Origin of the sequence: Paracoccus sp. S4493, from assembly GCF_000967735.1 — a bacterium.
GTDB classification, from domain to species: Bacteria; Pseudomonadota; Alphaproteobacteria; order Rhodobacterales; family Rhodobacteraceae; genus Paracoccus; species Paracoccus marcusii.
This window is the reverse complement of the sequence record NZ_JXYF01000030.1, coordinates 1-22,278: the sequence shown is the minus strand read 5'-3', so window position 1 is coordinate 22,278 and position 22,278 is coordinate 1. Positions and strand designations below refer to the sequence as shown.

The window sequence follows — 22,278 nt, the reverse complement described above, 5'->3', positions numbered from 1 at the left end:
GGCCGAGGGCATGGCGCCCCAGGGTCCGCGCATCGTGGCGCCCATGGCGGCCCCCATCGCGGCGCCCAGGCCGGCACCGGCGCCCCCCTCGTTCCGCGCGGCCGCCAGCATGGCCTCGGACGCGGCATACTGGCCGAAACGATCCAGATCGCCGATGATCCCCATGCTGGTGCGCTTGTCCAGCATCGCCTCGACCTCGGCGGGCAGGCTGATGTTCTCGATATAGAATTCCGGCAGGACCAGGCCATAGGCCTCGATCACCGGGGCGATGGCCTTGGCGACCAGCGCACCCAGCTGGTCGGTGTTTGCGGCCATGTCCAGAACGGGAATGTTCGACGCGGCGATGGCGCGGGAAAACTCCTGCACGATCACGTTGCGGATCTGGAAGGTGATCTCGTCGCGGGTGAAGTCGCCATCGGTGCCGACGATCTCGGACATGAACCGGGCGGGGTCGCCCACGCGCATCGCATAGGTGCCGAAGGCCCGCAGGCGGACCGGGCCGAATTCGGGGTCACGGGCGATGATGGGGTTGCGGGTGCCCCATTTCAGATCGTTGAAGCGGGTCGTGCTGACGAAATAGACCTCGGACTTGAAGGGGCTGCGAAAGCCGTGGTCCCAGTGCTGCAGGCGCGTCAGCACCGGCAGGTTGTTCGTCTCCAGCAGGTACAGGCCGGGGCCGAACACGTCGGCCAGCTGGCCCTCATGGACAAAGACAGCGGCCTGACCCTCGCGGACGGTCAGCTTGGCGCCATACTTGATCGCGCGCCCGACGGTGTCGAAGCGCCAGACCATCGTGTCGCGGTCGTCGGCCGTCCATTCGATGATCTCGATGAATTCGCCGCCCAGGATGTCGAAGATGGACATAGGTGCCTCCCGCTGACCTCGCCCCTTTCTAGGGGCGGGCCGGGGACGGGATCAAGTGTTCTCGCCCAGCAGCTCGGTCGCGATGCGGCGGACGATGGGCGCGGCCTCCGCCTCGGACATGCCGGGACGCAGGCGGGGATCATAGAGGATCCGCAGCAGCAGTTCGTCATGGCGCGTCAGCAGCGCGAACTCCTCGTCGTCGTTGAAGATCGACGGACGCGCGCCGGGGCTGTCATTGGCCAGCCCCATTCCCTGCGCCAGCTCCTCGTGGATGCAGGACGTGCGCAGCAGCGGCGGCAGTTCGGCCCGGATCACCGCCACGGCGCGGGCATAGTCGGCGGCCGCTCCCTGCGAATAGGCGAAGACCGCGCAGCTGATCGCGGCGGGCAGGTCGGTCATGATCGACACGTCCTGCGCCGGGATGCCCGGCACAAGCTGGGCCAAGCGCGGGCCGATGGCCCGGCGCTCATCCTCGGTCAGGACCAGGATGGTAAAGTTGCCGCCCTCGGCCGTCAGGGACACGGGATGGCGCGTGGCGTCCGACAGGCGGCCCGCGAAATCCGCGACCTCCGACCGCCAGGCGGGGCGGGCGGCCATGTCGGTCGAGGCGCCGAATTCCAGCTGCATCCGCACCGGACCCTGCCAGCGGCGCAGGGGCGCCGCGCGGGACTGCGACACCAGCCCGCCGTCGGTCTGGCTGTATTCGTCGCGCAGCGCGATGTCGATGAAGTTGCGGGTCAGGATCTCGGCGTCGATCGGCGCGTCCAGCGGGATCCGGTCGCGGCGCAGGCGACCCTGCGCCACCAGCCGCCGTTCCGCCGCGGCATAATAGTCACGCTGCGACTGGCTGGCTTGGCTGGGCGAGGCCGAGGCTTGGCGTGCGACGGCATTCGCGGCGCGGTTGCGTTCGGCCCGCGCGCGGCGCAACTCGGCTTGGCTCTGCGCGGCCGAGGCGGCTTCGGGGCGTGCCTGCGGGCGCGGAGAGCCGGGCGTGTCCGTGAACGGGTCGGGGGCGCAGCCGCCCAGCAGCAACGCCAATCCCAGGGCGGGGGCAGCCAGGCGCCGCATCAGCGCCGCCCGCCGGGGCCGGTGACAGCTGCAGGCTGCCGCGAGGATGCCGCCGCCAGCGCATCGCGCAGTTCGGCCTCCATGCGCACCAGTTCGGTCTCGGCCGAGGCGCGCCGCGACCGACCCTCGTCGGCGATGCGCAGGCTGTCCTCGATCGTGGCGATCAGCTGGGCGTTGGCGGTCTGAACCGCCTTGATGTCAAAGACGCCGCGTTCCGTCTCGGCCCGGATCTGGGCGTTCGCCTGACGCAGGTTGTCGGCGTTGCGTGTCAGCAGCTCGTTGGTCAGGTCGTTGGCCTCCTTGACCGCGCGGGCGGCCTCGGCGCTGCGCTGGATGGTGACGGCCTGGGCCAGCTGCGTCTCCCACAAAGGCACCGTGTTCACCAGCGTCGAGTTGATCTTGGTGACCAGCGACTTGTCGTTCTCCTGCACCAGCCGGATCGAGGGCAGCGACTGCATCGTCACCTGGCGCGTCAGCTTCAGGTCGTGGACGCGGCGTTCCAGGTCGTCGCGCAGGGTGCGCAGGTCGCGCAGTTCCTGCGCCTCGATCACCTGGTCGGGCTGCGCCTTTGCGGCCAGTTCGGCCTCCTTGGCGGGGATCGTCTCTCGGTCCAGCTCGGCCAGCTTTTCGGTGCCGGCGGCGATGTACAGGGCCAGCTCGTCATAGAAGGTCAACGTGCGGTCATACAGGATGTCCAGCGACTTGATGTCCTTGAGCAGCTTCTGCTCGTGCCCCTCCAGCTCGGCCGTGATGCGGTCGATCTGGGTCTGAACCTGTTCATAATTCGCCACGAACTTGGCAAAGGGCGCCGACCGGCCCAAAAGCTTTTCCCACCAGCTGCGGCTGCGCCGCATGTCCAGTTCGATGGTCGAGAATCCGCGGATCGTGGTCACGACCTCGCGTAGGCTGTCGCCGGCCGGACCGACCTCCTTGGCTTTGACATCGGCCAGCATGGACTGGCTGATCTGCTGCAGATCAGCCTGCGCGCGGGTGCCGAAGCGGAGGATGGAATTGCTGTCCTTCAGGTCGATCTCGGCCATGCGGGCGCGGATCTGGGCCTGAACGGCGGGGTCGGCATCGGACAGGGACTGCGCCGCAGGAGCAGGCTCGGGCAGCGGGGCCGAGGCGATCGCCTCGATCTGGGCCTGGGCAGCTTCGGCGCGGCGTTTCGTCTCGTCACTCATCGGCATGTCCCCTTGTCGGCCATCCGCCCGTCGGGCGGTTCCGTTGTCGCAGCATATGACTAATTTCCGCGGCTTCAACGACGGCCAGACCGGAAAGTTTCGTCACATGGCAGGGCGGACACAGCGGGTGGTGCGGATGGGCCACAAGCGCGGCCCATCCGGGGGTGTCAGGCCGCGGCCTTGCGCCCGTAGAAGCTGTCGCCCTTGGCGGCCATGTCGCGCAGCATCTGCGGCGCCTTGAAGCGGGCACCGTGCGCGGCCTCCAGCCGGTCGCAGATCTCGACCGCCTTCTGCGCGCCCAGGATGTCCAGCCAGCCGAAGGGACCGCCCGACCAGGGCGCAAAGCCCCAGCCCAGGATGGCGCCCACATCGCCTTCGCGGATGTCCTCCAGCACGCCGTCCTCCAGCGCACGCACGGCCTCCAGGCTTTGGGCGAACATCAGGCGGTGCTGGATCTCGTGCAGGTCGGGCTGATCGGCGCTGCGCGGGTACTGCGCGTCCAGACCCTCCCACAGGCCCTGCCGCTTGCCGTCCTCATAGGCATAGAAGCCTGCGCCGCCCTTGCGGCCCATCCGCCCCTGGTTGGCCATCCAGAACAGCACGTCGTCGACCGCGCCGTCGGGATAGGCGTCGCCCATCGCGGCCTTGGTCGCCTTGGCGATCTTGACGCCCAAGTCGATCGAGGTCTCGTCGACCAGCTGCAGCGGACCCAGGGGCATGCCCATCATCTTGGCGGCGTTTTCGACCAGCGTGGGGTTCACGCCCTCGGCCACCATGCGGATGCCTTCGTTGATATAGGGGATAATGCAGCGGTTGGCATAGAAGAACCGTTCGTCGTTCACGACGATGGGGGTCTTGCGGATCTGGCGCACGAAATCCAGCGCCTTGGCGACCGCCACGGGACCGGTTTCCTTGCCCTTGATGATCTCGACCAGCAGCATCTTGTCGACCGGGCTGAAGAAGTGGATGCCGATGAACTGCTGGGGGCGCGCGCTGGCACGCGCCAGATCGCTGATCGGCAGGGTCGAGGTGTTGGTGGCAAAGATCGCGTCCTGCGGGATCACGGCCTCGGCCTTCTTCGTCACCTCGGCCTTGACCGACGGGTCCTCAAAGACCGCCTCGACGATCAGGTCGCAGCCTTCCAAGGCGGCGTAATCCGTGGTGGCGGTGATGCGGTCCAGCACCTGGGCCTTCTTCTCCTCGGTCGCCTTCTTGCGGCTGATGGCCTTGTCCAGAAGGCCCGTGGAATAGGCCTTGCCGCGGTCGGCGCTGTCCTGGGCCGCGTCGATCAGCACGACCTCGATCCCGGCCATGGCGCTGACATAGGCGATGCCCGCGCCCATCATGCCTGCGCCCAGGATGCCCACCTTGCGGACGGTCTGGTCGGGGGCCTCGGGACGGTTCGCGCCCTTCTCAAGGGCCTCCTTGTTGATGAACAGGCTGCGGATCATCGCGGTGGAGGACGGGTTCATCAGCACGTTGGTGAACCAGCGCGCCTCGATCTTCAGCGCCTGGTCGAACGGCACCATCGACCCCTCATAGACCGCCGACAGCAGCGCCTTGGCCGCCGGATAGACGCCCATCGTCTTGCCATGCACCATCGCGGAGGCGCCCACGAATGTCATGAAGCCCGCCGGGTGGAACGGCTCTCCGCCCGGCATCTTGTATCCCTTGGCATCCCACGGCTTGACCAGGTCGGCCTCCTTGGCCTCCAGCACCCAGGCCTTTGCGGCGGCCAGCGGGTCTTCGACGACCTCGTCGATCAGCCCGGCCGATTTCGCCTTTTTGGGGTCCGACAGCTTGCCCTCCAGCAGGAAGGGTGCGGCTATCATGGCGCCCAGCTTGCGCGTCAGGCGGGTGGTGCCGCCGGCGCCGGGAAAGATGCCGACCATGATCTCGGGCAGGCCGATCTTGGCCTTGGCATTGTCGGCCGCAAAGATGCGATGCGTGGCCAGCGGCAGTTCCAGCCCGATGCCAAGCGCGGTGCCGGGCAGGGCGCTGGCGATCGGCTTGCCGCCCTTCTTGGTCTTGGGGTCCATGCCCGCCAGCTCGATCTTGCGCAGCAGGTGGTGCAGCGTCATCACGCCGTCGAACACGCCCTGCGCGCCGTTCGCGTCCTTCATGCCCGCGATGACCTTCAGGTCCATCCCGGCGGCAAAGTCCTTCTTGCCGCTGGTGATGACGATGCCCTTGACGGCATCGTCGGCCAGCGCGTCGTCGATCAGGCCGTTCAGGGCGGTCGCGCCGTCCATCGACAGCACGTTCATCGACTTGCCCGGCACGTCCCAGGTGATCACCGCGACGCCGTCGGCGCCTTTCTCCATCGTGAAATCGGTCATGTCCGGGCTCCTCACACGCGTTCGATGATGGTGGCCGCGCCCATGCCGGACGCGATGCACAGGGTCGCCAGACCCATGGTCTTGTCCTGCCGCTCAAGCTCGTCCAGCAGGGTGCCGATGATGATCGCGCCGGTCGCGCCCAGGGGGTGGCCCATCGCGATTGCGCCACCGTTCACGTTGACCTTGGAATGGTCCACGTCGAAGGCCTGCATGAAGCGCAGCACCACGGATGCGAAGGCCTCGTTCACCTCGAACAGGTCGATGTCGCCGATGGACAGGCCGCTGTCCTTCAGGATCTTCTCGGTCACGGGAACCGGGCCGGTCAGCATGATCGTGGGGTCGGTGCCGATCTTGGCGGTGGCGCGGATGCGCGCGCGGGGCTTCAGGCCATGGGCCTGCCCGAATTCCGCGTTGCCGATCAGCACGGCGGCGGCGCCGTCGACGATGCCGCTGCTGTTGCCGGCGTGGTGGATGTGATCGACATGGGTCAGGTGCGGGTATTTCAGCATCGCGACCTTGTCGAAGCCCGGCATCATCTCGCCCATCTCCTTGAAGGCCGGGCGCAGCTTGGCCAGATCGTCCGCCGTGGTGCCGGGGCGCATGTATTCGTCGCGGTCCAGGATGGTCAGGCCGTTCTGGTCCAGCACCGGGACGATGGATTTGGCAAAGCGGTTGTCGGCCCAGGCCTGCGCCGCGCGGCGCTGGCTTTCCAGCGCCAGCGCATCGGCGTCTGCGCGGCTGAAGCCGTATTCGGTCGCGATGATGTCGGCGCTGATCCCCTGCGGTACGAAGTACGACCGCATGGCCAGTCCCGGATCGACCGCGATGGCCGCCCCGTCGCTGCCCATGGCAACGCGGCCCATCATCTCGACCCCGCCGGCGATATAGGCCTGGCCCGCGCCGCCCTTGATCTGGTTGGCGGCCAGGTTCACGGCCTCCATGCCGCTGGCGCAAAAGCGGTTGATCGACAGGCCGGGAATGCTCTGGTCCAGGTCCGATGCCAGCACGGCGCTGCGCGCCAGGCAGCCGCCCTGTTCCTTGACCTGGGTCACATTGCCCCAGATCACGTCCTCGACCGCGTGGCCTTCTAGCCCGTTGCGGTTCTTGACGGCGTTCAACAGGCGCGCCGACAGCGCCAGCGAGGTGACCTCGTGCAGGCTGCCATCGGGGCGGCCCTTGCCGCGCGGCGTGCGGGCTGCGTCATAGATGAATGCGTCGGTCATGTGTCCTCCTTGGGCGCCCGGTCGGATGGGTTGCCGGGCATCAGATCATAGGGGTGTTTCCAGCCGGGCAGGGCGGCGATGCCGTCCAGCCAGCGATCTATATGGAGCCAATCCCTGCGGTCGAAGCCGAAGGGCTCGGGGTAATACAGGTATCCGCACAGCGCGAAATCGGCGATGGTCGGGCCGCCGGGTGCGACCCAGTCGCGGTCCGCCAGATGCGCTTCCAGCACCTGATAGGCCCCTTTCAGCCGTCCCTGCAGGTATTCCGCCGCTCCTGCCGGCCGCTTGTCCGCGGGCAGGAAGTTCAACAAGAACCGCGCCGGTCCCGCCTGGCCCGAGACCTTGTGGTTGTCGAACATCAGCCAGCGCAGCGTCTCGTTGCGGTCGCTGCCCAGGAACCTGCCGGTGCGTTCCGCGACATGCAGCTGGATGACGGCCGATTGGGTCAGGGTCACATCGCCCTCACGGAACACCGGGACCTCGCCCATCGGGTTCAGTGCCCGAAATGCGGGGCTGCGCCCCTCTCCGTTAAAGAAATCGACATAGACGGGCTGCCAGTCATAACCCGCCACTTGCATCGTCAGGGCCGGTTTGTAGGCGTTCCCGGATTCGCCAAAGCACCAGAGTTGCGCGGTCATCTTTCCTCCTCGACGCCGGGGGGCTGCGCGCCCCCCGGACCCCCCGCGGGGTATTTGGGCAAAGAAGAAGCGGCGTTAACCACTTCTTCAACTGAGCGGCATTAGTCTGGTCCTGCGGTACAGGCTGGGGAGCCGATGACCGCCAAAGGAGAAGTCGCCCCGGCCTGTGGGCCGACAACGCCTGACCCAACAACAATCGGAAGAGGTCGGGGCGCATCCTGCTTCTTCTTTGCAAAAATACCCAATGCGACCTCTCCGCCTTTGATGTCGGATCAGAAGGCTTCTGCCTCCAGTTCCATCACCGTGGCTGCTCCGGATTGGATGCGGGCCAGATGCGTGGCGGTCATCGGCAGCTGCCGCTTCATGTAGTAGCGGCCGGTTGCCAGCTTGGTCTTGTGGAACGCCGGGTCCGCGGTGCCCGCATCCAGCGCCGCCTGTGCGGCGACCGCCATCCGGGCCCACATATAGCCCAAGGTCACGTGACCAAACAGGTGCATGAAGTCGTAGCTGCCCGACAGCGCTTCGTTCGGGTTCTTCATGCCGCGTTCCATGAAGAACATGGACGCCGCCTGCAGGTCCTTGGACGCGGCCTTCAGCGGTTCGATGAAGTCGGCGGCCAGTGCCTGATTGCCGGACTGTTCCTTGCAGAACGATTTGACCATGTCGAAGAAGGCCATCACATGCTTGCCGCCATCCTGGGCCAGCTTGCGGCCGACCAGGTCCAGCGCCTGCACGCCGTTCGCACCTTCGTAGATCATGGTGATGCGGGCGTCGCGGACGAACTGGCTCATGCCCCATTCCTCGACATAGCCGTGGCCCCCGAAGACCTGCTGGGCCAGCACCGTCGCCTCGAAGCCCTTGTCGGTCAGGAAGCCCTTGATGACCGGGGTCATCAGCGACACCAGCCCCTCGGCGTCCTTGTCGCCGGCCAGGTGGCCGCGGTCGATCAGATGCGCGCCCCACAGCGCCAGGGCGCGAGCACCCTCGATGAAGCTCTTCTGGTCCAGCAGGCTGCGGCGGATGTCGGGATGCACGATCAGCGGATCAGCGGCGCCCTGCGCATTCTGCACGCCGGTCACCGCACGGCCCTGCAGGCGGTCCTTGGCATAGGCCAGCGCGTTCTGATAGGCGGGCACCGCCGCGGCATAGCCCTGCAGGCCCACGCCCAGACGCGCCTCGTTCATCATGGTGAACATGGCGCGCATGCCCTTGTGCAGGTCGCCCAGCAGCCAGCCTTTCGCGCCGTCATAGTTCATCACGCAGGTCGCGTTGCCGTGGATGCCCATCTTGTGCTCCAGCGCGCCCACCGACACGCCGTTGCGATCGCCCAGAGAGCCGTCCGCGTTCACCAGGAACTTCGGCACGATGAACAGGCTGATGCCCTTGGTGCCCTCGCCGCCGCCGGGTGCCTTGGCCAGGACTAGGTGGATGACGTTCTCGGCCATGTCGTGATCACCGGCCGAGATGAAGATCTTCTGGCCCGTGATCAGATAGCTGCCGTCGTCCTGCGGTTCCGCCTTGGTGCGCAGCAGGCCCAGATCGGTGCCGCAATGCGGTTCCGTCAGGTTCATCGTGCCGGTCCAGTCACAGCTGACCATCTTGGGCAGATAGGTCTGCTTCTGGTCGTCGGTGCCGTGAGCATGGATCGCGGAATAGGCGCCGTGGGTCAGGCCCTGGTACATGTTGAAGGCCATGTTGGCCGACACGAACATCTCTCCGGTGGCCACGCCCATGGTGTAGGGCATGCCCTGGCCACCGTATTCGGGGTCGCAGTCCAGTGCGGTCCAGCCGCCTTCCTTGACCTGCTCGAACGCCTCGCGGAAGCCCTTGGGCGTGCGGACGACGCCATTCTCCAGAACGCAGCCCTCCTGGTCGCCGGACAGGTTCAGGGGCGCCAGCACCTCGGCGGACAGCTTGCCGGCGGCTTCCAGCACGGCCTCGGTAAAATCGGGGGCCAGTTCGTCATGGCCGGGCAGGTCGGATTGCGACAGCTTCAGAACGTCGTGCAGGACGAACTGCAGGTCGCGGATCGGGGGCGTGTACGAAGGCATGTCGGGATCCTTTACGGCTGTTCTGTGGGGGCTGCGGAAAGCCGGCCCTCGGCATCCGAGATCTGCTGGCGAAGGTCGGCGATCGCCTCGCTCAGTTCGGCATATTGCCGTTCCATGTCCGCCAGGCGGTCGCGGCCGACATCGATCGTGGCCGCGATCTGCGCGCGGTTCGTGCCGCCGGGTTCGTACAGCTGCAGCAGCTGGCGGATCTGTTCCAGGCTGAACCCGAAGCGCTTGCCGCGCAGGATCAGGATCAGCCGGGCCCGGTCGCGCCGGTCATACAACCGGTGCTGGCCGCGGCGCTGGGGAAAGATCAGCTCTCGTGCCTCGTAGAACCGCAGCGTGCGCGGGGTCACGTCAAAGGCGTCGCACATCTGGCGGATGGTCATCAGATCTTCGGACATGGGTGCGGCTCCTCCTCAAACCGGCTTTCCGTCCTTCCCTGAACATAGGCCCAAGTTGACGCGAACGTAAGCAGGACGCGGCGTCACAAGGGCGCGTGCCGCCGCGTCAGCCCATCTTGGCCAGTTCGGCCACGGTGGTCTGGCGCAGCTGGTCCAGGTCCGCCCGCGCCGCCGTCAGGTCAGCGATCTGACCGTCCAGCACGGCCAGCTGGCGGTCGGCCATGTCGATCCAGACCTGGTACTGCTCGCGAGAGCCCTTCTTGTCATAGATCTGCAGCCATTGGCGGATCTCCTCCAGGCTGAAGCCGAAGCGCCGCCCGCGCAGGATCAGGGTCATGCGCGCGACCTCGCGCGGGCCATAGAACCGGGCGCGGCCTTCCTTTCGGGGCTGCAGCAGTTCGATGTATTCGTAATAGCGCAGCGTGCGGGGCGTCACCTCGAACCGTGCGCACATGTCCTTGAAGCTGATGCGGTCTTCGGTCACCCGGCACCTCCCTGGAAGATTTCCCTTGGCGTCAACCTAAGCGCAGCCGCATCCTTTCTCAACCGAATCGCGCGCCGGGGCTTGATCCGGGTCCCGACCGGACGCTACCCCTCGCGCAAAGAAGGACGCCCCATGACCGATCCCGACGATCACGCCCGCATCGCCCAGCAGTTCATCGAGGCGATCCCCCATGCGCGCGCCCTGGGCATGCGGGTCGAGGAGATCGGCGCGGGCCGCGCCACGATCAGCATGCCCTGGGCCGAACACCTGGTCGGCGATCCGCGCACCGGGGTGATCCACGGGGGTGTCGTCTCGGCGCTGATGGACACCTGCTGCGGGGCGGCGGTGATGGCGCATCCGACGAACCCGCGATCGACCGCGACGATCGACCTGCGCATCGACTACATGCGGGCCGCGACGCCGGGGCAGCGCATCACCGCGCGGGCCGAATGCTATCACATGACCCGCAGCGTGGCCTTCCTGCGCGCCGTGGCCCTGGACGAGGACGAGGCCAATCCCGTCGCCGCCGCCACCGGCGCCTTCACGGCGGAGCGGTGATCATGGGCGACCGCAACGAACCCCTGCACCAGATCAAGTCGCGCCGCGATTCGGCCCTGGCGGCGATGGTCACCGGCGTGCCCTACATGACCTGGCTGGGCATCCGCTTCGACCGGCGCGGGGACGAACTGACCGCGATCCTGCCCTATGACGACAAGCTGATCGGCAACCCGATGCTGCCTGCGATCCATGGTGGGGTCACCGCTGCCTTCCTGGAGGTCACGGCGATCATTGAGCTGGGCTGGGCCGCGATGTGGGAGGACCTGGAATCAGGCCGCATCGCCCCCGACGCGGCCGTTCCCGACAGCCTGCCGCGGCTGCCCAAGACCATCGATTTCACCGTCGACTACCTGCGCTCGGGCCTGCCGCGCGATGCCTATGCCCGCGCCCGCGTGGTGCGGTCGGGACGCCGCTATGCGTCCGTCCATGTCGAGGCATGGCAGGACAACCGCGCCCGCCTGATCGCCCAGGCCACCGGTCACTTCCTGATGCCGCAGCCTTGAGCCTGCTGACCCACCGCCGGGTGCTGCAGATCGCGGTGCCCATCGTGCTGTCCAACCTGACGGTGCCGTTGCTGGGGCTGGTCGATACCGGCGTGGTGGGCCAGCTGGGCCAGCCGCAGGCCATCGGCGCGGTGGGGATCGGCGCGATCATCCTGACGTCCATCTACTGGGTGTTCGGGTTCCTGCGCATGGGCACGTCCGGTCTGGTGGCGCAGGCGCATGGCGCGGGCGACGCGCCCGAGGTCGGCGCCCATCTGCTGCGCGCGCTGGCCATCGCCGCCGCCGCGGGGCTGGTCTTCATCGCGCTGCAGGCGCCGATCTTCTGGGCGGCCTTCCGGCTGGCCCCGGCCTCCGATGCGGTCGAGGCGCTGGCCCGCGACTATCTGGCGATCCGCATCTGGGGGGCGCCTGCGACCATCGGATTGTACGCGATCACCGGCTGGCTGATCGCGGTCGAACGCACCCGTGCGGTGCTGGCGCTGCAGCTGTTGCAGAACGGGCTGAACGTCGCGCTGGATGTGTGGTTCGTGCTGGGCCTGGGGCTGGGCGTGGCGGGCGTCGCCTGGGCCACCCTGATCGCCGAACTGTCCGGCGTGGCGCTGGGCCTGTGGCTGGCGCGGCACGTGCTGGGACAGGCGCGCCGCGCGGCGGGGCTGTGGGCGCGCGACCGGCTGACGCGGCTGGCGCGGGTGAACGGCGACATCATGATCCGGTCGGTCCTGCTGCAGGGCTGCATGACCAGCTTCCTGTTCCTGGGGGCGGGGCAGGGCGACGTGCCCTTGGCCGCGAACCAGGTGCTGCTGCAGTTCGTGGCGCTGACCGCCTATGCGCTGGACGGGTTCGCCTTTGCCGCCGAAAGCCTGGTGGGACAGGCCGTGGGCGCGCGTCGGCCGGACCGGGTGCGGCGGGCGGCGCTGCTGACCTCGGCCTGGGGGCTGGGGGGTGCGGTCGTGATGGGGCTGGTCTTCATCGTCGCGGGGGGCGCGATCATCGATCTGCTGACCACCTCGGACGCGGTGCGGCAGGCGGCGCGGATCTATCTGCCTTGGCTGGCGCTGGCGCCCCTGATCGGGGTGGCGGGCTGGATGCTGGACGGCATCTTCATCGGGGCCACGCTGACGCGGGACATGCGCAATGCGATGATCCGGTCGGTGGCGGTCTTCGCGGCCTGCGTGCTGATCCTGCCGCCCTTCTGGGGCAACCACGGCCTGTGGGCCGCGCTGATGGCGCTGAACCTGGCCCGCGCGGTGACGATGCTGCGCCGCTATCCCAATGCCGAGGCCGCGGCCGCCTAGCCTGCCATGCGGCGCAGCAGGCGGTCGCGCAGCACGATCTGGTGGAACAGCGTCATGGCGATATGGCCCAGGATCAGCACGCCCATCACCCAGGCCAGCTCTCCGTGAAAGTTCGACCCGATGTCGGTGGCAGCCTTGACGACCTGGTCCGGGGCGCGCGGCGCGAAGATCTGGAACCCGAAGGGCGCAAAGCCCCGTACCCCGCCCCAGGCCCGCAGCAGCGCCGCCGAGGGAACCGCCAGCATCAGCGCATAAAGCGCGACATGCCCCAGCCTTGCCGCATAGCCCAGCAGGTCCGCCCGGCGGGGCGGGCGACGATCACGGTTCAGGGCGGCCCAGACCACGCGCAGGACGATCAGCACGAACAGGATGGTTCCGACCTGGGTGTGGTTGGCGGTCAGTGCGACGGCCAGGGGCGCCTTGTCGCCCAGCAGGCTTTCGGACAGCATGCCGCCGAACTGCCACGCCATCAGGGCGGCGATCCCCCAGTGAAGCGTCCGGGTCACGGCTCCATAGCGGTCCTGATTGTCCCAAAGCATGTTCCGGCATCCTGTCGCTGATAGGGCAGACCCTTTCATCCCACGGTTCGGCAGGAACGCGACGGCAAAAATGCCGGGTCACCAAAGCTTGACCCCGGCTGCCTTCCGCGCGTGCAGGAATAGAAAAGGGGGGCGCGATGCCCCCCTGATCCGGTCTGCTGACGATGGCGGCTCAGGTCTCGTCGATGACCTGGCGGCGGGCCTCGTCCATCAGGCGGGCCATCTGCGCGCGGATCGTTTCGGCATCGGCGACGCCTGTCAGGTCGGCCTCGACCTTGCGGAAGACGTCCTCCTCTCCGGGCTCGGCGAAATCGGCGCTGACGACGGTCATGGCATAGGCGCGGGCGTCGTCGCCGGTCTTGCCCATCTGTCCGGCCGCCCATTCGCCCAGCAGGCGGTTCCGGCGCGCCTCGGCCTTGAAGCGCAGGTCGGCGTCATGGGCGAACTTGGATTCGTAGGCGCGCTCTCGATCGTTGAACGTGGTCATCGGGCCCTCCTGTGCGGCGTCTGGGACAAGATATGCCCATCGGTATGCCTTGTCGCAAGGCTCGTATTGCCCCCGACCGGCAATCCGGGGTAAGCGGCATCTTCAGGGACATGCGAAAGGACGGTGGGCCCATGGCACCGCGGCGCAAGAAAGTTTACGAAGGCAAGGCCAAGATCCTCTACGAGGGCACGGAACCCGGCACGCTGATCCAGTACTTCAAGGATGACGCGACCGCCTTCAACGCGCAGAAGCGCGCCACCATCGAAGGCAAGGGCGTGCTGAACAACCGCCTGTCCGAGTTCTTTATGAACGGGCTGACGAATATCGGCGTCCCGAACCACTTCATCCGCCGCATCAACATGCGCGAGCAGCTGATCCGCCAGGTCGAGATCATCCCGCTGGAAGTGATCGTGCGCAATTTCGCGGCCGGGTCGCTGTCCAAGCGCCTTGGGCTGGAGGAGGGCACGGCCCTGCCGCGGCCCATCGTCGAATACAGCTACAAGAACGACGAGTTGGGCGACCCGATGGTGTCCGAGGAATACATCATCGCCTTCGGCTGGGCGACCCAGCAGGACCTGGACGACATCGTCAGCCTGGCGCTGCGGGTGAACGACTTCCTCTCGGGGGTGTTCTACGGCGCCGGCATCAAGCTGATCGATTTCAAGATCGAGGTCGGACGGGTCTGGGACAACGATTTCATGCGCCTGATCGTGGCCGACGAGATCAGCCCTGACAGCTGCCGGCTGTGGGACGTCAAGACCGGGCAGAAGCTGGACAAGGACGTGTTCCGCCGCGACCTGGGCAACCTGACCGACGCCTATACCGAGGTGGCGCGCCGGCTGGGCCTGATGCCCGCCAACACGACCAGCCTGAAACCGACCGCGATCAACTGAGAGGGACTGCCGCCATGAAAGCACGTGTCACCATCATGCTGAAGGACGGCGTCCTGGACCCCCAGGGCGAGGCGATCCGCCATGCCCTGGGCGGGCTTGGCCACCAGGACGTCACCGGCGTCCGCCAGGGCAAGCTGATCGAGCTGGACCTGGCCGCCACCGACGCCGAGGCGGCCCGCGCCGAGGTCGCCAGGATGTGCGAGGGCCTGCTGGCCAACACTGTGATCGAGAAATACTCGATCGAGATTGCGTAAGCGTTCGGCTGACGCTGCGGCAGCCTGCCCTTATCGGCAGGTTGCCCCCTGCACCCCGTTGCAAAACGCGCGCGTTTGACGCCCAATGTGCGGATGATGAACCAGACCCCGACCCCTCACAGCGCCGCCCCGGTCATTTCGATCAACGGGTTGCACAAGTCCTATGGTCCGCTTGACGTCCTCAAGGGTGTGTCCATGACCGCCCCGCGCGGCCATGTGGTCAGCCTGATCGGGTCGTCCGGGTCGGGCAAGTCCACGCTGCTGCGCTGCTGCAACCTGCTGGAGAACAGCCAGGCCGGAGAGATCCTGTTCGAGGGCGAACCGGTCCGCTGGAAGGGGCAGGGGCAGGGCCGCCACCCCGCCGACCGTGCCCAGGTCACGCGGATGCGCACCAACCTGTCCATGGTGTTTCAGCAGTTCAACCTATGGGCCCACATGACGATCCTTCAGAACGTGATGGAGGCCCCGGTCACCGTGCTGGGCGAGGATCGCGCCGCAGTCGAGGCCCGCGCCCGCGACCTTCTGGCCAAGGTCGGCATCGGCGACAAGGCGGACGCCTGGCCCGCGCAGCTGTCGGGCGGCCAGCAGCAGCGTGCCGCCATCGCCCGCGCGCTGTGCATGCAGCCCAAGGCGCTGCTGTTCGACGAACCCACCAGCGCGCTGGACCCCGAGCTGCAGCAGGAGGTCGTCCGCGTCATCAAGGATCTGGCCGGAGAGCATCGCACGATGATCCTGGTCACCCATGACATGCGGCTGGCCGCCGATGTCAGCGATCACGTCGTGTTCCTGCATCAGGGCGTGGTCTGCGAAGAAGGCCCGCCGGATCGCCTGTTCGGGAACCCGCAGACCGACCGTCTGCGCCAGTTCCTGTCCGCGACCACGGCGACATAAGAAACCAACAGGAGAGACCCCGAAATGAAATCCCTGACGATCGCGGCCGCCGCGCTGATGCTGACCGCGGGCCTGGCCCAGGCCCAGACCATCCGCATGGGCACCGAAGGCGCCTATGCCCCCTACAACTTCATCGACGACGCCACCGGCGAGGTCACCGGCTTCGAGATCGAGCTGGGCAACGAGCTGTGCAAGCGCGCCGAGCTGGACTGCACCTGGGTGCGCAACGATTGGGATTCGATCATCCCGAACCTGGTCTCGTCGAACTATGACACGATCATGGCCGGCATGAACATCAACGCCGAACGCCAGGCAGTCATCGCCTTCACCCAGCCCTACACCCCGCCGACGCCGTCGGCCTATGCGGCGCTGGCGGCTGATGTCGACGTCGAAGGCGGCATTGTCGCGGCCCAGACCAGCACCATCCAGGCCGGCTATGTCGCCGAGAGCGGCGCGACGCTGATCGAGTTCCCGAACCCCGACCAGGCCGTCGCCGCCGTCCGCAACGGCGAGGCCGATGCGATCCTGGCCGACCGCGACTTCCTGGCCCCCATCGTCGAGGAATCCGGCGGAGAGCTGGTCTGGGTCGAGGGCATGGACCGCGTCGCCCTGGGCGAGGGCATCGGCATGGGCCTGCGCCAGTCCGACACCGAGCTGCTGGAGAAGTTCGACGCGCAGATCACCGCGATGAAGGAAGACGGCAGCCTGAACGACATGATCAAGAAGTGGTTCGGCGACGACGCGCTGCTGTTCGAATGATCTGACCCGCCGCCGCGGACCCGTGCCGCGGCGGCCCTTCGGGAAGTCCCATGTTCGCATATTGCACCGATCCGTCCCTGCTGCAGGGGCTTGCCTGGCTGTCGTGCTACCTGACATCGGGCACGCATCTGCTGTTCTATGCCAGCTTCGGGACGGTGCTTCTGCTGTTGGCGATCACCGCGCCCATCGCACTGCTGTTCGGCTTTGGCGGCGCCATGGCCAGCCGCTCGCGCATCGCGCCGCTGCGGTGGTTCGGGGGGATCTACACCTCGATGGTGCGGGGCGTGCCGGACATCATCTTCTTCCTGTTCGTGCCGATCGCGCTGGACCAGGGCTTCGAATGGGTGCGCCATCAGGTCCTGTGCGACAGCGATGCGCCCGTCCGGCAGGGCAACGATTTCGTCGTCTGCGCCGCGGCCAAGCTGCCGCTGAACGACGCCGCGCCCTGGGTGCATGACGTCTATGGCATCTTCCTGGCGGTCATCGCCTTCTCGATCGTCTTTGGTGCCTTTGCCGCGAACGTGCTGTCCGGCGCCATGGCCGCCGTGCCCCGCGCCCAGCTGGAGACGGCCGAGGCCTATGGCATGTCGCCTGCGCAGGTGAACCGCCGCGTGCTGATACCGCAGATGTGGACCTATGCCCTGCCGGGCCTGTCGAACCTGTGGATGATCCTGATCAAGGCCACGCCGCTTCTGTTCCTGCTGGGGGTCGAGGACATCGTCTATTGGGCGCGCGAGCTGGGCGGGTCCAAGACCAGCGCCTTCACCTATCCGCATCCGGACTGGCGGCTGTATTACTTCCTGGCGATCCTGGTGTTCTATCTGGGCATGACCTGGATCTCGGAACGCGTGCTGGGTCGCGTCACGCGGCGGCTGTCGCGCGGCCAGGCCACGCTTGGCGGCGAGGCCGAGCGCAAGGGAGCCCCGGCATGAGCTGCGTGCAGACCATCCAGGACTATGCCCTGCGCTCGATCGGCTATGGCGAACGGCTGTTGCCGCGCGAGGGATATGACCTGTGCCAGCAGGCGGTGCTGATCGGGTCGGGCCTGATCTGGAACCTGTATTTTGCAGTGTTGGCGTTGTCGGTCGGCTTCTTCATCGCGACCGGCGTGGCGCTGGCCAAGGCCAGTGCCAACCCCTGGCTGCGCAAGCCCGCGAACGCCTTCATCTTCGTCTTCCGCGGCAGTCCCTTGTTCATCCAGTTCTTCATCGCCTATGAATCGCTGGTGCTGCTGCCGCGGGCGGGCATCGACGTCCTGGGGATGACCATCCAGACCAGCTGGCTGACGCGGGCCTGGGCCGGGGCGCTGATCGTGCTGATCCTGAACACCGCGGCCTACAGCGCGCAGATCTTTCACGGCGCGCTGATGTCGGTCCCCAAGGGAGAGGTCGAGGCCGCCGACGCCTATGGCCTGACCGGGTGGAAGCGGTTCCGGCGGATCGTCTGGCCCACCATGCTGCGCCTGGCCTGGCCCAGCTACACGAACGAGGCGATCTTCCTGTTCCACGCCACGACGCTGGTCTATTTCAGCGGCTTTCCGGCGTTCCAGCAAAAGGGCGACGCGCTGTACTATGCCAGCTACTTCGCGGACCGGACCTTCAACCCCTTTGTCGCCTATCCCATTGCCGCCGCTTATTTCATCGCTGCCACCTTGGCATTGATCTGGCTTTTCGGCAGGGTGAACAGGCGGCTGAACCGGCATCTGCCGGGTGCGACCAGCCGCGTCCGGTACCGTCCCCAGTTGATGAGATAATCCCATGGAATGGCTGCGCGAACACCCCGAGGTCAAGACGATCCGCGTCGCGGCAGCAGACCTGAACGGTGTCGCGCGGGGCAAGCGCGTGCCCGCGCGCTATGCCGGCAAGCTGCTGGAGGAGGGGACCAAGTTTCCCTATTCGGTCCTGAACCTGGACATCTGGGGCGAGGATGTCGAGGACAGCCCGCTGGTCTTCGAATCCGGCGACCCTGACGGGCTGCTGCTGCCCACCGAACGGGGGTTCCTGCCCATGCCGTGGCTGGACGCACCCACGGGGCTGCTGCCGTTGTGGATGTTCCATCCCGACGGCACCCCCTATGACGGCGACCCGCGCCAGGCGCTGGCCCGCGTGGCCGAACGCTATGTCGCGGCCGGGCTGGTACCGGTGGTGGCGACCGAGCTGGAATTCTTTCTGATCGACGACAGCGGCAAGACGCTGCGCGTGCCGCCCAGCCCGAAATCCGGCAAGCGGCGCACCGGCGGCGAGGTCTTGTCGCTGCGCGCGCTGGACGCGTTCGACCAGTTCTTCACGACGCTCTATGACGCCTGCGAGGCGATGGACATTCCCGCCGATACCGCCATCTCGGAGGCGGGGCCGGGACAGTTCGAGATCAACCTGATGCATCAGGCCGATCCGCTGAAGGCCGCCGACGACACCTGGCTGTTCAAGATGCTGGTGAAGGGCATCGCCCGGACCTACGGCTTTGCCGCCAGCTTCATGGCCAAGCCCTACGAGATGTTCGCGGGCAACGGGATGCACATGCATTTCTCGATCCTGGACCGGGCCGGGCGAAACATCTTCGACAATGGCGGAGAGGAGGGGACCGAGGCGCTGCGCCAGGCCGTCGCGGGCTGCCTGCGCGCCATGCCCGGATCGACCCTGCTCTTTGCCCCGCATGAGAACAGCTTTGACCGCCTGGTTCCCAACGCCCATGCCCCGACCGGCATCGGCTGGGCCTATGAGAACCGCACCGCCGCGATCCGCATCCCGTCCTCGGGCCCCAAGGCCCGGCGGATCGAGCATCGCGTGGCCGGTGGCGACGTGAACCCCTATCTGACCATCGCCGCCATCCTGGGGGCCGCGCTGAACGGGATCGAGGACCAGCTGGTCGCCCCCGCGCCCTTCAAGGGCAACGCCTATGACCAGAAGCTGGCGCAGTTGCCCGGCGACTGGGGCGCCGCGATCGAGGCGTTCGACAGCTGCCAGGAGATCCGCCGCATCCTGCCCGCGCATCTGGTCGACAACTATCTGATGACCAAGCGCCAGGAACTGCATTACATGGCCGAGCTGTCCGACGAGGAGACGGTCGAGCTGTACCTGGACACGGTCTGATCGCGACGATGGCCCGCCCGCCTGTTTCCGGGCAGCAGGGCCATGGGCAATGTTCGCCGTCCGTGACGGCAAGTGAGGCGGTGGATGAGCAGGCCAGGCCTTGATGCGACCGACATCCGCATCCTTGCGGCCGTGCAGCAGCACGGGCAACTGAGCAAGGCGCGACTGGCCGAGCTGGTGAACCTGTCGCCCACCCCCTGCTGGGCGCGCCTGACGCGGCTGCGCGAGGCCGGGCTGATTCGGGGATACCGGGCCGACATCGCGCTGGAGCGCATTGCCAACGTCACCCAGGTCGTCGTCACCGTATCGCTGGCGCAGCACCGCAAGGTCGATTTCGACCGGTTCGAAAGCCATATCGGCGCCCTGCCGGAGGTCACCGAATGCATCGCGACCGGCGGCGGGATGGATTATGTCCTCAAGGTCGTCACCCAAAGCCTGACGGCGTTCCAGACCCTGATGGAATCGCTGCTGGAGGCCGATCTGGGGATCCAGCGCTATATGACCTATATCGTGACGCGACAGGTTAAGGCAGCACAGCCCGACCTCAAGGCGCTGACGCGCGCGCCCGCGCACCCCGCCTGACCCGGCGCGGGATTCTCCGGCCAAGACCGTCCGGTCTGCAGTCCACCCCAAGAACAGCCCGACCGGCCTGTTTGCGCGCCGGATTTGGCCCGTGCGTCGTCCGCATCCGCGCTTAGATGGCAGATGTCCCGCCCCGGCCACCGGCCCATTTTCGTGGAAGAAGACGTCAGATGACCCAGATCCAAGATTTCGGTTTCGGAACCCAGATCCGCAAGTCCCCCTATTTCGACGCGACCGTCCGATGGGGCGCCACGGGGTTCTCGGTCTATAACCACATGTACATCCCGCGCGACTTCGGCAATCCGGTGCAGAACTTCTGGAACCTGATCAACGACGCGATCCTGTGCGACGTCGCCGTCGAGCGTCAGGTCGAGATCACCGGCCCCGACGCGGCGCGGTTCGTCCAGACGCTGACCCCGCGCGACCTGTCCACGATGGCGGTCGGACAGTGCAAATACGTGCTGATCACGAATGCCCAGGGCGGCATCCTGAACGACCCGGTCCTGCTGCGGCTGGCGGAAAACCATTTCTGGATATCGCTGGCCGACAGTGACATCCTGCTGTGGGCGCAGGGGGTCGCGGTGCATTCGGGAATGGACGTCACGATCAGGGAACCGGACGTGTCGCCCCTGCAGCTGCAGGGGCCGAAATCGGGTGCGGTGATGCGGGCGCTGTTCGGCGACGCGATCATGGACCTTCGCTATTACTGGTTGCGCCGGGTCGATCTGGACGGCATCCCGCTGATCGTGTCACGCACCGGCTGGTCCAGCGAGCTGGGATACGAGCTGTATCTGCAGGACGGCAGTCGTGGCGACGCGCTGTGGGAGCGGATCATGGCCGCGGGTGCGCCCCTGGGGCTGAAGGCAGGCCACACCTCGTCGATCCGCCGGATCGAGGGGGCGATGCTGTCCTATCATGCCGATGCCGACATCGACACCAATCCCTATGAGCTGGGTCTGGACCGGCTGGTGGACCTGGACATCGAGGCCGATTTCATCGGCAAGGACGCGCTGCGCCGGATCAAGGCCGACGGCCCCGCCCGCCGCCAGGTCGGCCTGGTGATTGACGGCGCGCCGCTGAAGGGGCCGAACACGACCTTCTGGCCCGTCACCCGTGACGGCCAGGTCGTGGGCAAGGTCACCTCGGCGATCCATTCGCCGCGGCTGGATCGCAACATCGCGCTGGCGATGCTGTCGGCCGGATCGGCACAGATGGGCGCCCAGGTTCAGGTCCGGACCCCGGACGGCACGCGGTCCGCGACCATCGTCGAGCGGCCCTTTCACGACCCCAAGAAGACCATCGCCGTCGCCTGACCCTGCCCCCGGATCACGGAGCCTCAGTCATGTCCGATCTGTTCTGCCCCACAAGGTGCATTGTGTCCCTGTCCGGGAACCGCCGGGTACTGATGCCTGGGAATGCAGATGCCCGATAAGGCGATGTCGCTGCAGCCCCCCGGGGCAGGGCGCACCTTTCCGGCGACGCGTGGTGCACTGTCGTCCTGCGCCCGCAAGGGGCCGGCCGCGTGCGGGCGGGTGATCAGGGTTGCCCCGGTGCGTCGCCGGTCTGGCACCCGGCGAACACGCCCGACCAGTTCAATCACCCCGCCCGATCGGAATGCGCGTGCTGCGCGATCGGGTCGGGCGACTGAACGCGGCGACATGATGGGCAACCGGCCTTCCCTGCGGCGGGGCGGATAGCATGTACCACCTTCGCCGTCTTGCCGTCCGTCATGCCCGCGCCTTCGAATGGGTCTATGTCCGGTTCGAGGTTGCTCTGGTCGCCCTGGACCCGCTGTTCCGGCGCATCGGGTATCACCGGCTGGAACGCCCCGTCGCCGCGGTCGAGCGGTTGACCAAGGGCCTGCTGTTCGACTGCCGGATGTGCGGGCAATGCGTGCTGTCCTCGACCGGCATGTCCTGCCCGATGAACTGCCCCAAGACATTGCGGAACGGTCCCTGCGGCGGCGTGCGCCCCGGCGGCTTCTGCGAGGTCGATCCGCAGATGCGCTGTGTCTGGGTGATGGCCTGGGAGGGGGCCGCCCGGATGCGCGACGGCGCGCGGATCGGCGACGTCCAGCCGCCCGTGGACCGCAGCCTGCAGGGGTCGTCGTCCTGGCTGCGCGTGGCGCGCGAAAAGGCGGCGCACCCGGCCGGGCCGTCCGACGCCCCCCGCG

The 22,278-nt window shown here is 67.2% G+C and carries 24 protein-coding genes; 13 read left to right on the top strand and 11 right to left on the bottom strand.

The features are described 5' to 3' along the window. From TW83_RS06660 to TW83_RS06620, 9 genes are all read right to left on the bottom strand, one after another. Positions 1-864 (bottom strand): SPFH domain-containing protein (locus TW83_RS06660; protein ID WP_045981998.1); only part of this gene is annotated, 864 nt, incomplete at its 3' end. Positions 865-915: 51 nt separating this feature from the next. Continuing rightward, the gene (locus TW83_RS06655) at positions 916-1,932 is read right to left on the bottom strand and encodes a DUF2927 domain-containing protein (RefSeq protein ID WP_045981997.1); all 1,017 of its coding nucleotides are present in this window, start codon (positions 1,930-1,932) and stop codon (positions 916-918) included. Next, positions 1,932-3,116, bottom strand: coding sequence for a toxic anion resistance protein (locus TW83_RS06650; protein WP_045981996.1), 1,185 nt, complete (start codon positions 3,114-3,116; stop codon positions 1,932-1,934). The genes TW83_RS06655 and TW83_RS06650 overlap by 1 nt, the downstream gene beginning before the upstream one ends. Before the next feature lie 167 nt (positions 3,117-3,283). Continuing rightward, positions 3,284-5,455: a 3-hydroxyacyl-CoA dehydrogenase NAD-binding domain-containing protein gene (locus TW83_RS06645; RefSeq protein WP_045981995.1), complete on the bottom strand. Its 2,172-nt coding sequence runs from the start codon at positions 5,453-5,455 to the stop codon at positions 3,284-3,286. 11 nt (positions 5,456-5,466) lie between these two features. Beyond that, positions 5,467-6,678: an acetyl-CoA C-acetyltransferase gene (locus TW83_RS06640; RefSeq protein WP_045981994.1), complete on the bottom strand. Its 1,212-nt coding sequence runs from the start codon at positions 6,676-6,678 to the stop codon at positions 5,467-5,469. Continuing rightward, positions 6,675-7,316, bottom strand: a complete 642-nt coding sequence (locus TW83_RS06635) for a glutathione S-transferase (RefSeq protein WP_045981993.1) — start codon at positions 7,314-7,316, stop codon at positions 6,675-6,677. The genes TW83_RS06640 and TW83_RS06635 overlap by 4 nt, the downstream gene beginning before the upstream one ends. A gap of 272 nt (positions 7,317-7,588) precedes the next feature. Continuing rightward, positions 7,589-9,367, bottom strand: coding sequence for an acyl-CoA dehydrogenase C-terminal domain-containing protein (locus TW83_RS06630; protein WP_045981992.1), 1,779 nt, complete (start codon positions 9,365-9,367; stop codon positions 7,589-7,591). A gap of 11 nt (positions 9,368-9,378) precedes the next feature. After that, entirely contained in the window at positions 9,379-9,771 is a 393-nt protein-coding gene (locus tag TW83_RS06625) for a MerR family DNA-binding transcriptional regulator (protein WP_045981991.1), read from the bottom strand. 106 nt (positions 9,772-9,877) lie between these two features. Then, complete coding sequence (locus tag TW83_RS06620) at positions 9,878-10,255, bottom strand: MerR family DNA-binding transcriptional regulator (protein ID WP_042247549.1); 378 nt, start codon at positions 10,253-10,255, stop codon at positions 9,878-9,880. 132 nt (positions 10,256-10,387) lie between these two features. On the opposite strand from TW83_RS06620, the gene TW83_RS06615 reads away from it, so the two are divergent. Genes TW83_RS06615 through TW83_RS06605 form a run of 3 tightly spaced genes read left to right on the top strand, consistent with a single transcriptional unit; the run spans position 10,388 to position 12,611 of the window. Next, positions 10,388-10,813: a PaaI family thioesterase gene (locus TW83_RS06615; RefSeq protein ID WP_045981990.1), complete on the top strand. Its 426-nt coding sequence runs from the start codon at positions 10,388-10,390 to the stop codon at positions 10,811-10,813. 2 nt (positions 10,814-10,815) lie between these two features. Continuing rightward, the gene (locus TW83_RS06610) at positions 10,816-11,316 is read left to right on the top strand and encodes a PaaI family thioesterase (RefSeq protein WP_042247551.1); all 501 of its coding nucleotides are present in this window, start codon (positions 10,816-10,818) and stop codon (positions 11,314-11,316) included. Continuing rightward, positions 11,313-12,611 carry an MATE family efflux transporter gene (locus tag TW83_RS06605; protein ID WP_045981989.1) on the top strand — a complete coding sequence of 433 codons (1,299 nt, stop codon included), beginning with the start codon at positions 11,313-11,315 and terminating at the stop codon, positions 12,609-12,611. Before TW83_RS06610 ends, TW83_RS06605 begins: the two co-directional genes overlap by 4 nt. Here the strand turns inward: TW83_RS06605 and TW83_RS06600 are convergent. Together TW83_RS06600 and TW83_RS06595 are read right to left on the bottom strand one after the other, a co-directional pair. Further along, positions 12,608-13,150, bottom strand: coding sequence for a cytochrome b/b6 domain-containing protein (locus TW83_RS06600; protein ID WP_045981988.1), 543 nt, complete (start codon positions 13,148-13,150; stop codon positions 12,608-12,610). The two genes, TW83_RS06605 and TW83_RS06600, sit on opposite strands and share 4 nt — an antisense overlap. Positions 13,151-13,322: 172 nt before the next feature. Continuing rightward, positions 13,323-13,637 carry a DUF1476 domain-containing protein gene (locus TW83_RS06595; RefSeq protein WP_045981987.1) on the bottom strand — a complete coding sequence of 105 codons (315 nt, stop codon included), beginning with the start codon at positions 13,635-13,637 and terminating at the stop codon, positions 13,323-13,325. A 131-nt stretch (positions 13,638-13,768) separates the two neighbouring features. Here TW83_RS06595 and purC point away from each other — a divergent pair, with 131 nt between their 5' ends. The 10 genes from purC to TW83_RS06545 form a co-directional block, all read left to right on the top strand. Continuing rightward, positions 13,769-14,530, top strand: coding sequence for a phosphoribosylaminoimidazolesuccinocarboxamide synthase (gene purC, locus TW83_RS06590; RefSeq protein WP_045981986.1), 762 nt, complete (start codon positions 13,769-13,771; stop codon positions 14,528-14,530). Between the two features lie 14 nt (positions 14,531-14,544). After that, positions 14,545-14,784 (top strand): phosphoribosylformylglycinamidine synthase subunit PurS, encoded by a 240-nt coding sequence (purS, locus tag TW83_RS06585; RefSeq protein WP_045981985.1) that lies wholly within the window; start codon positions 14,545-14,547, stop codon positions 14,782-14,784. 93 nt (positions 14,785-14,877) lie between these two features. Continuing rightward, a complete protein-coding gene (locus TW83_RS06580; protein ID WP_045981984.1) occupies positions 14,878-15,675 on the top strand; it encodes an amino acid ABC transporter ATP-binding protein in 798 nt (265 codons plus the stop codon). 24 nt (positions 15,676-15,699) lie between these two features. Continuing rightward, positions 15,700-16,434: a transporter substrate-binding domain-containing protein gene (locus tag TW83_RS06575; protein WP_045981983.1), complete on the top strand. Its 735-nt coding sequence runs from the start codon at positions 15,700-15,702 to the stop codon at positions 16,432-16,434. A gap of 50 nt (positions 16,435-16,484) precedes the next feature. Continuing rightward, complete coding sequence (locus tag TW83_RS06570; RefSeq protein WP_045981982.1) at positions 16,485-17,366, top strand: ABC transporter permease subunit; 882 nt, start codon at positions 16,485-16,487, stop codon at positions 17,364-17,366. Next, a complete protein-coding gene (locus TW83_RS06565) occupies positions 17,363-18,187 on the top strand; it encodes an ABC transporter permease subunit (protein WP_045981981.1) in 825 nt (274 codons plus the stop codon). Before TW83_RS06570 ends, TW83_RS06565 begins: the two co-directional genes overlap by 4 nt. Positions 18,188-18,191: 4 nt before the next feature. Beyond that, positions 18,192-19,523 carry a glutamine synthetase family protein gene (locus TW83_RS06560; protein ID WP_045981980.1) on the top strand — a complete coding sequence of 444 codons (1,332 nt, stop codon included), beginning with the start codon at positions 18,192-18,194 and terminating at the stop codon, positions 19,521-19,523. Positions 19,524-19,607: 84 nt separating this feature from the next. Beyond that, a complete protein-coding gene (locus tag TW83_RS06555) occupies positions 19,608-20,105 on the top strand; it encodes an Lrp/AsnC family transcriptional regulator (RefSeq protein WP_045981979.1) in 498 nt (165 codons plus the stop codon). Between the two features lie 170 nt (positions 20,106-20,275). Then, on the top strand, positions 20,276-21,418 hold the full coding sequence (locus tag TW83_RS06550; RefSeq protein ID WP_045981978.1) for a glycine cleavage T C-terminal barrel domain-containing protein: 1,143 nt from the start codon (positions 20,276-20,278) through the stop codon (positions 21,416-21,418). Positions 21,419-21,803: 385 nt separating this feature from the next. Next, positions 21,804-22,278: methylenetetrahydrofolate reductase C-terminal domain-containing protein (locus TW83_RS06545; protein WP_045981999.1), on the top strand; the 475-nt coding region annotated here is incomplete at its 3' end.

Coding starts and splice junctions, on each gene's coding strand:
- TW83_RS06650 (WP_045981996.1), bottom strand. CDS start 3,116: ATGAGTGACGAGACGAAACGCCGCGCCGAAGCTGCCCAGGCCCAGATC.
- TW83_RS06600 (WP_045981988.1), bottom strand. CDS start 13,150: ATGCTTTGGGACAATCAGGACCGCTATGGAGCCGTGACCCGGACGCTT.
- purS (WP_045981985.1), top strand. CDS start 14,545: ATGAAAGCACGTGTCACCATCATGCTGAAGGACGGCGTCCTGGACCCC.
- purC (WP_045981986.1), top strand. CDS start 13,769: ATGGCACCGCGGCGCAAGAAAGTTTACGAAGGCAAGGCCAAGATCCTC.
- TW83_RS06550 (WP_045981978.1), top strand. CDS start 20,276: ATGACCCAGATCCAAGATTTCGGTTTCGGAACCCAGATCCGCAAGTCC.
- TW83_RS06635 (WP_045981993.1), bottom strand. CDS start 7,316: ATGACCGCGCAACTCTGGTGCTTTGGCGAATCCGGGAACGCCTACAAA.
- TW83_RS06580 (WP_045981984.1), top strand. CDS start 14,878: ATGATGAACCAGACCCCGACCCCTCACAGCGCCGCCCCGGTCATTTCG.
- TW83_RS06560 (WP_045981980.1), top strand. CDS start 18,192: ATGGAATGGCTGCGCGAACACCCCGAGGTCAAGACGATCCGCGTCGCG.
- TW83_RS06565 (WP_045981981.1), top strand. CDS start 17,363: ATGAGCTGCGTGCAGACCATCCAGGACTATGCCCTGCGCTCGATCGGC.
- TW83_RS06625 (WP_045981991.1), bottom strand. CDS start 9,771: ATGTCCGAAGATCTGATGACCATCCGCCAGATGTGCGACGCCTTTGAC.
- TW83_RS06640 (WP_045981994.1), bottom strand. CDS start 6,678: ATGACCGACGCATTCATCTATGACGCAGCCCGCACGCCGCGCGGCAAG.
- TW83_RS06630 (WP_045981992.1), bottom strand. CDS start 9,367: ATGCCTTCGTACACGCCCCCGATCCGCGACCTGCAGTTCGTCCTGCAC.
- TW83_RS06610 (WP_042247551.1), top strand. CDS start 10,816: ATGGGCGACCGCAACGAACCCCTGCACCAGATCAAGTCGCGCCGCGAT.
- TW83_RS06595 (WP_045981987.1), bottom strand. CDS start 13,637: ATGACCACGTTCAACGATCGAGAGCGCGCCTACGAATCCAAGTTCGCC.
- TW83_RS06575 (WP_045981983.1), top strand. CDS start 15,700: ATGAAATCCCTGACGATCGCGGCCGCCGCGCTGATGCTGACCGCGGGC.
- TW83_RS06555 (WP_045981979.1), top strand. CDS start 19,608: ATGAGCAGGCCAGGCCTTGATGCGACCGACATCCGCATCCTTGCGGCC.
- TW83_RS06645 (WP_045981995.1), bottom strand. CDS start 5,455: ATGACCGATTTCACGATGGAGAAAGGCGCCGACGGCGTCGCGGTGATC.
- TW83_RS06655 (WP_045981997.1), bottom strand. CDS start 1,932: ATGCGGCGCCTGGCTGCCCCCGCCCTGGGATTGGCGTTGCTGCTGGGC.
- TW83_RS06615 (WP_045981990.1), top strand. CDS start 10,388: ATGACCGATCCCGACGATCACGCCCGCATCGCCCAGCAGTTCATCGAG.
- TW83_RS06570 (WP_045981982.1), top strand. CDS start 16,485: ATGTTCGCATATTGCACCGATCCGTCCCTGCTGCAGGGGCTTGCCTGG.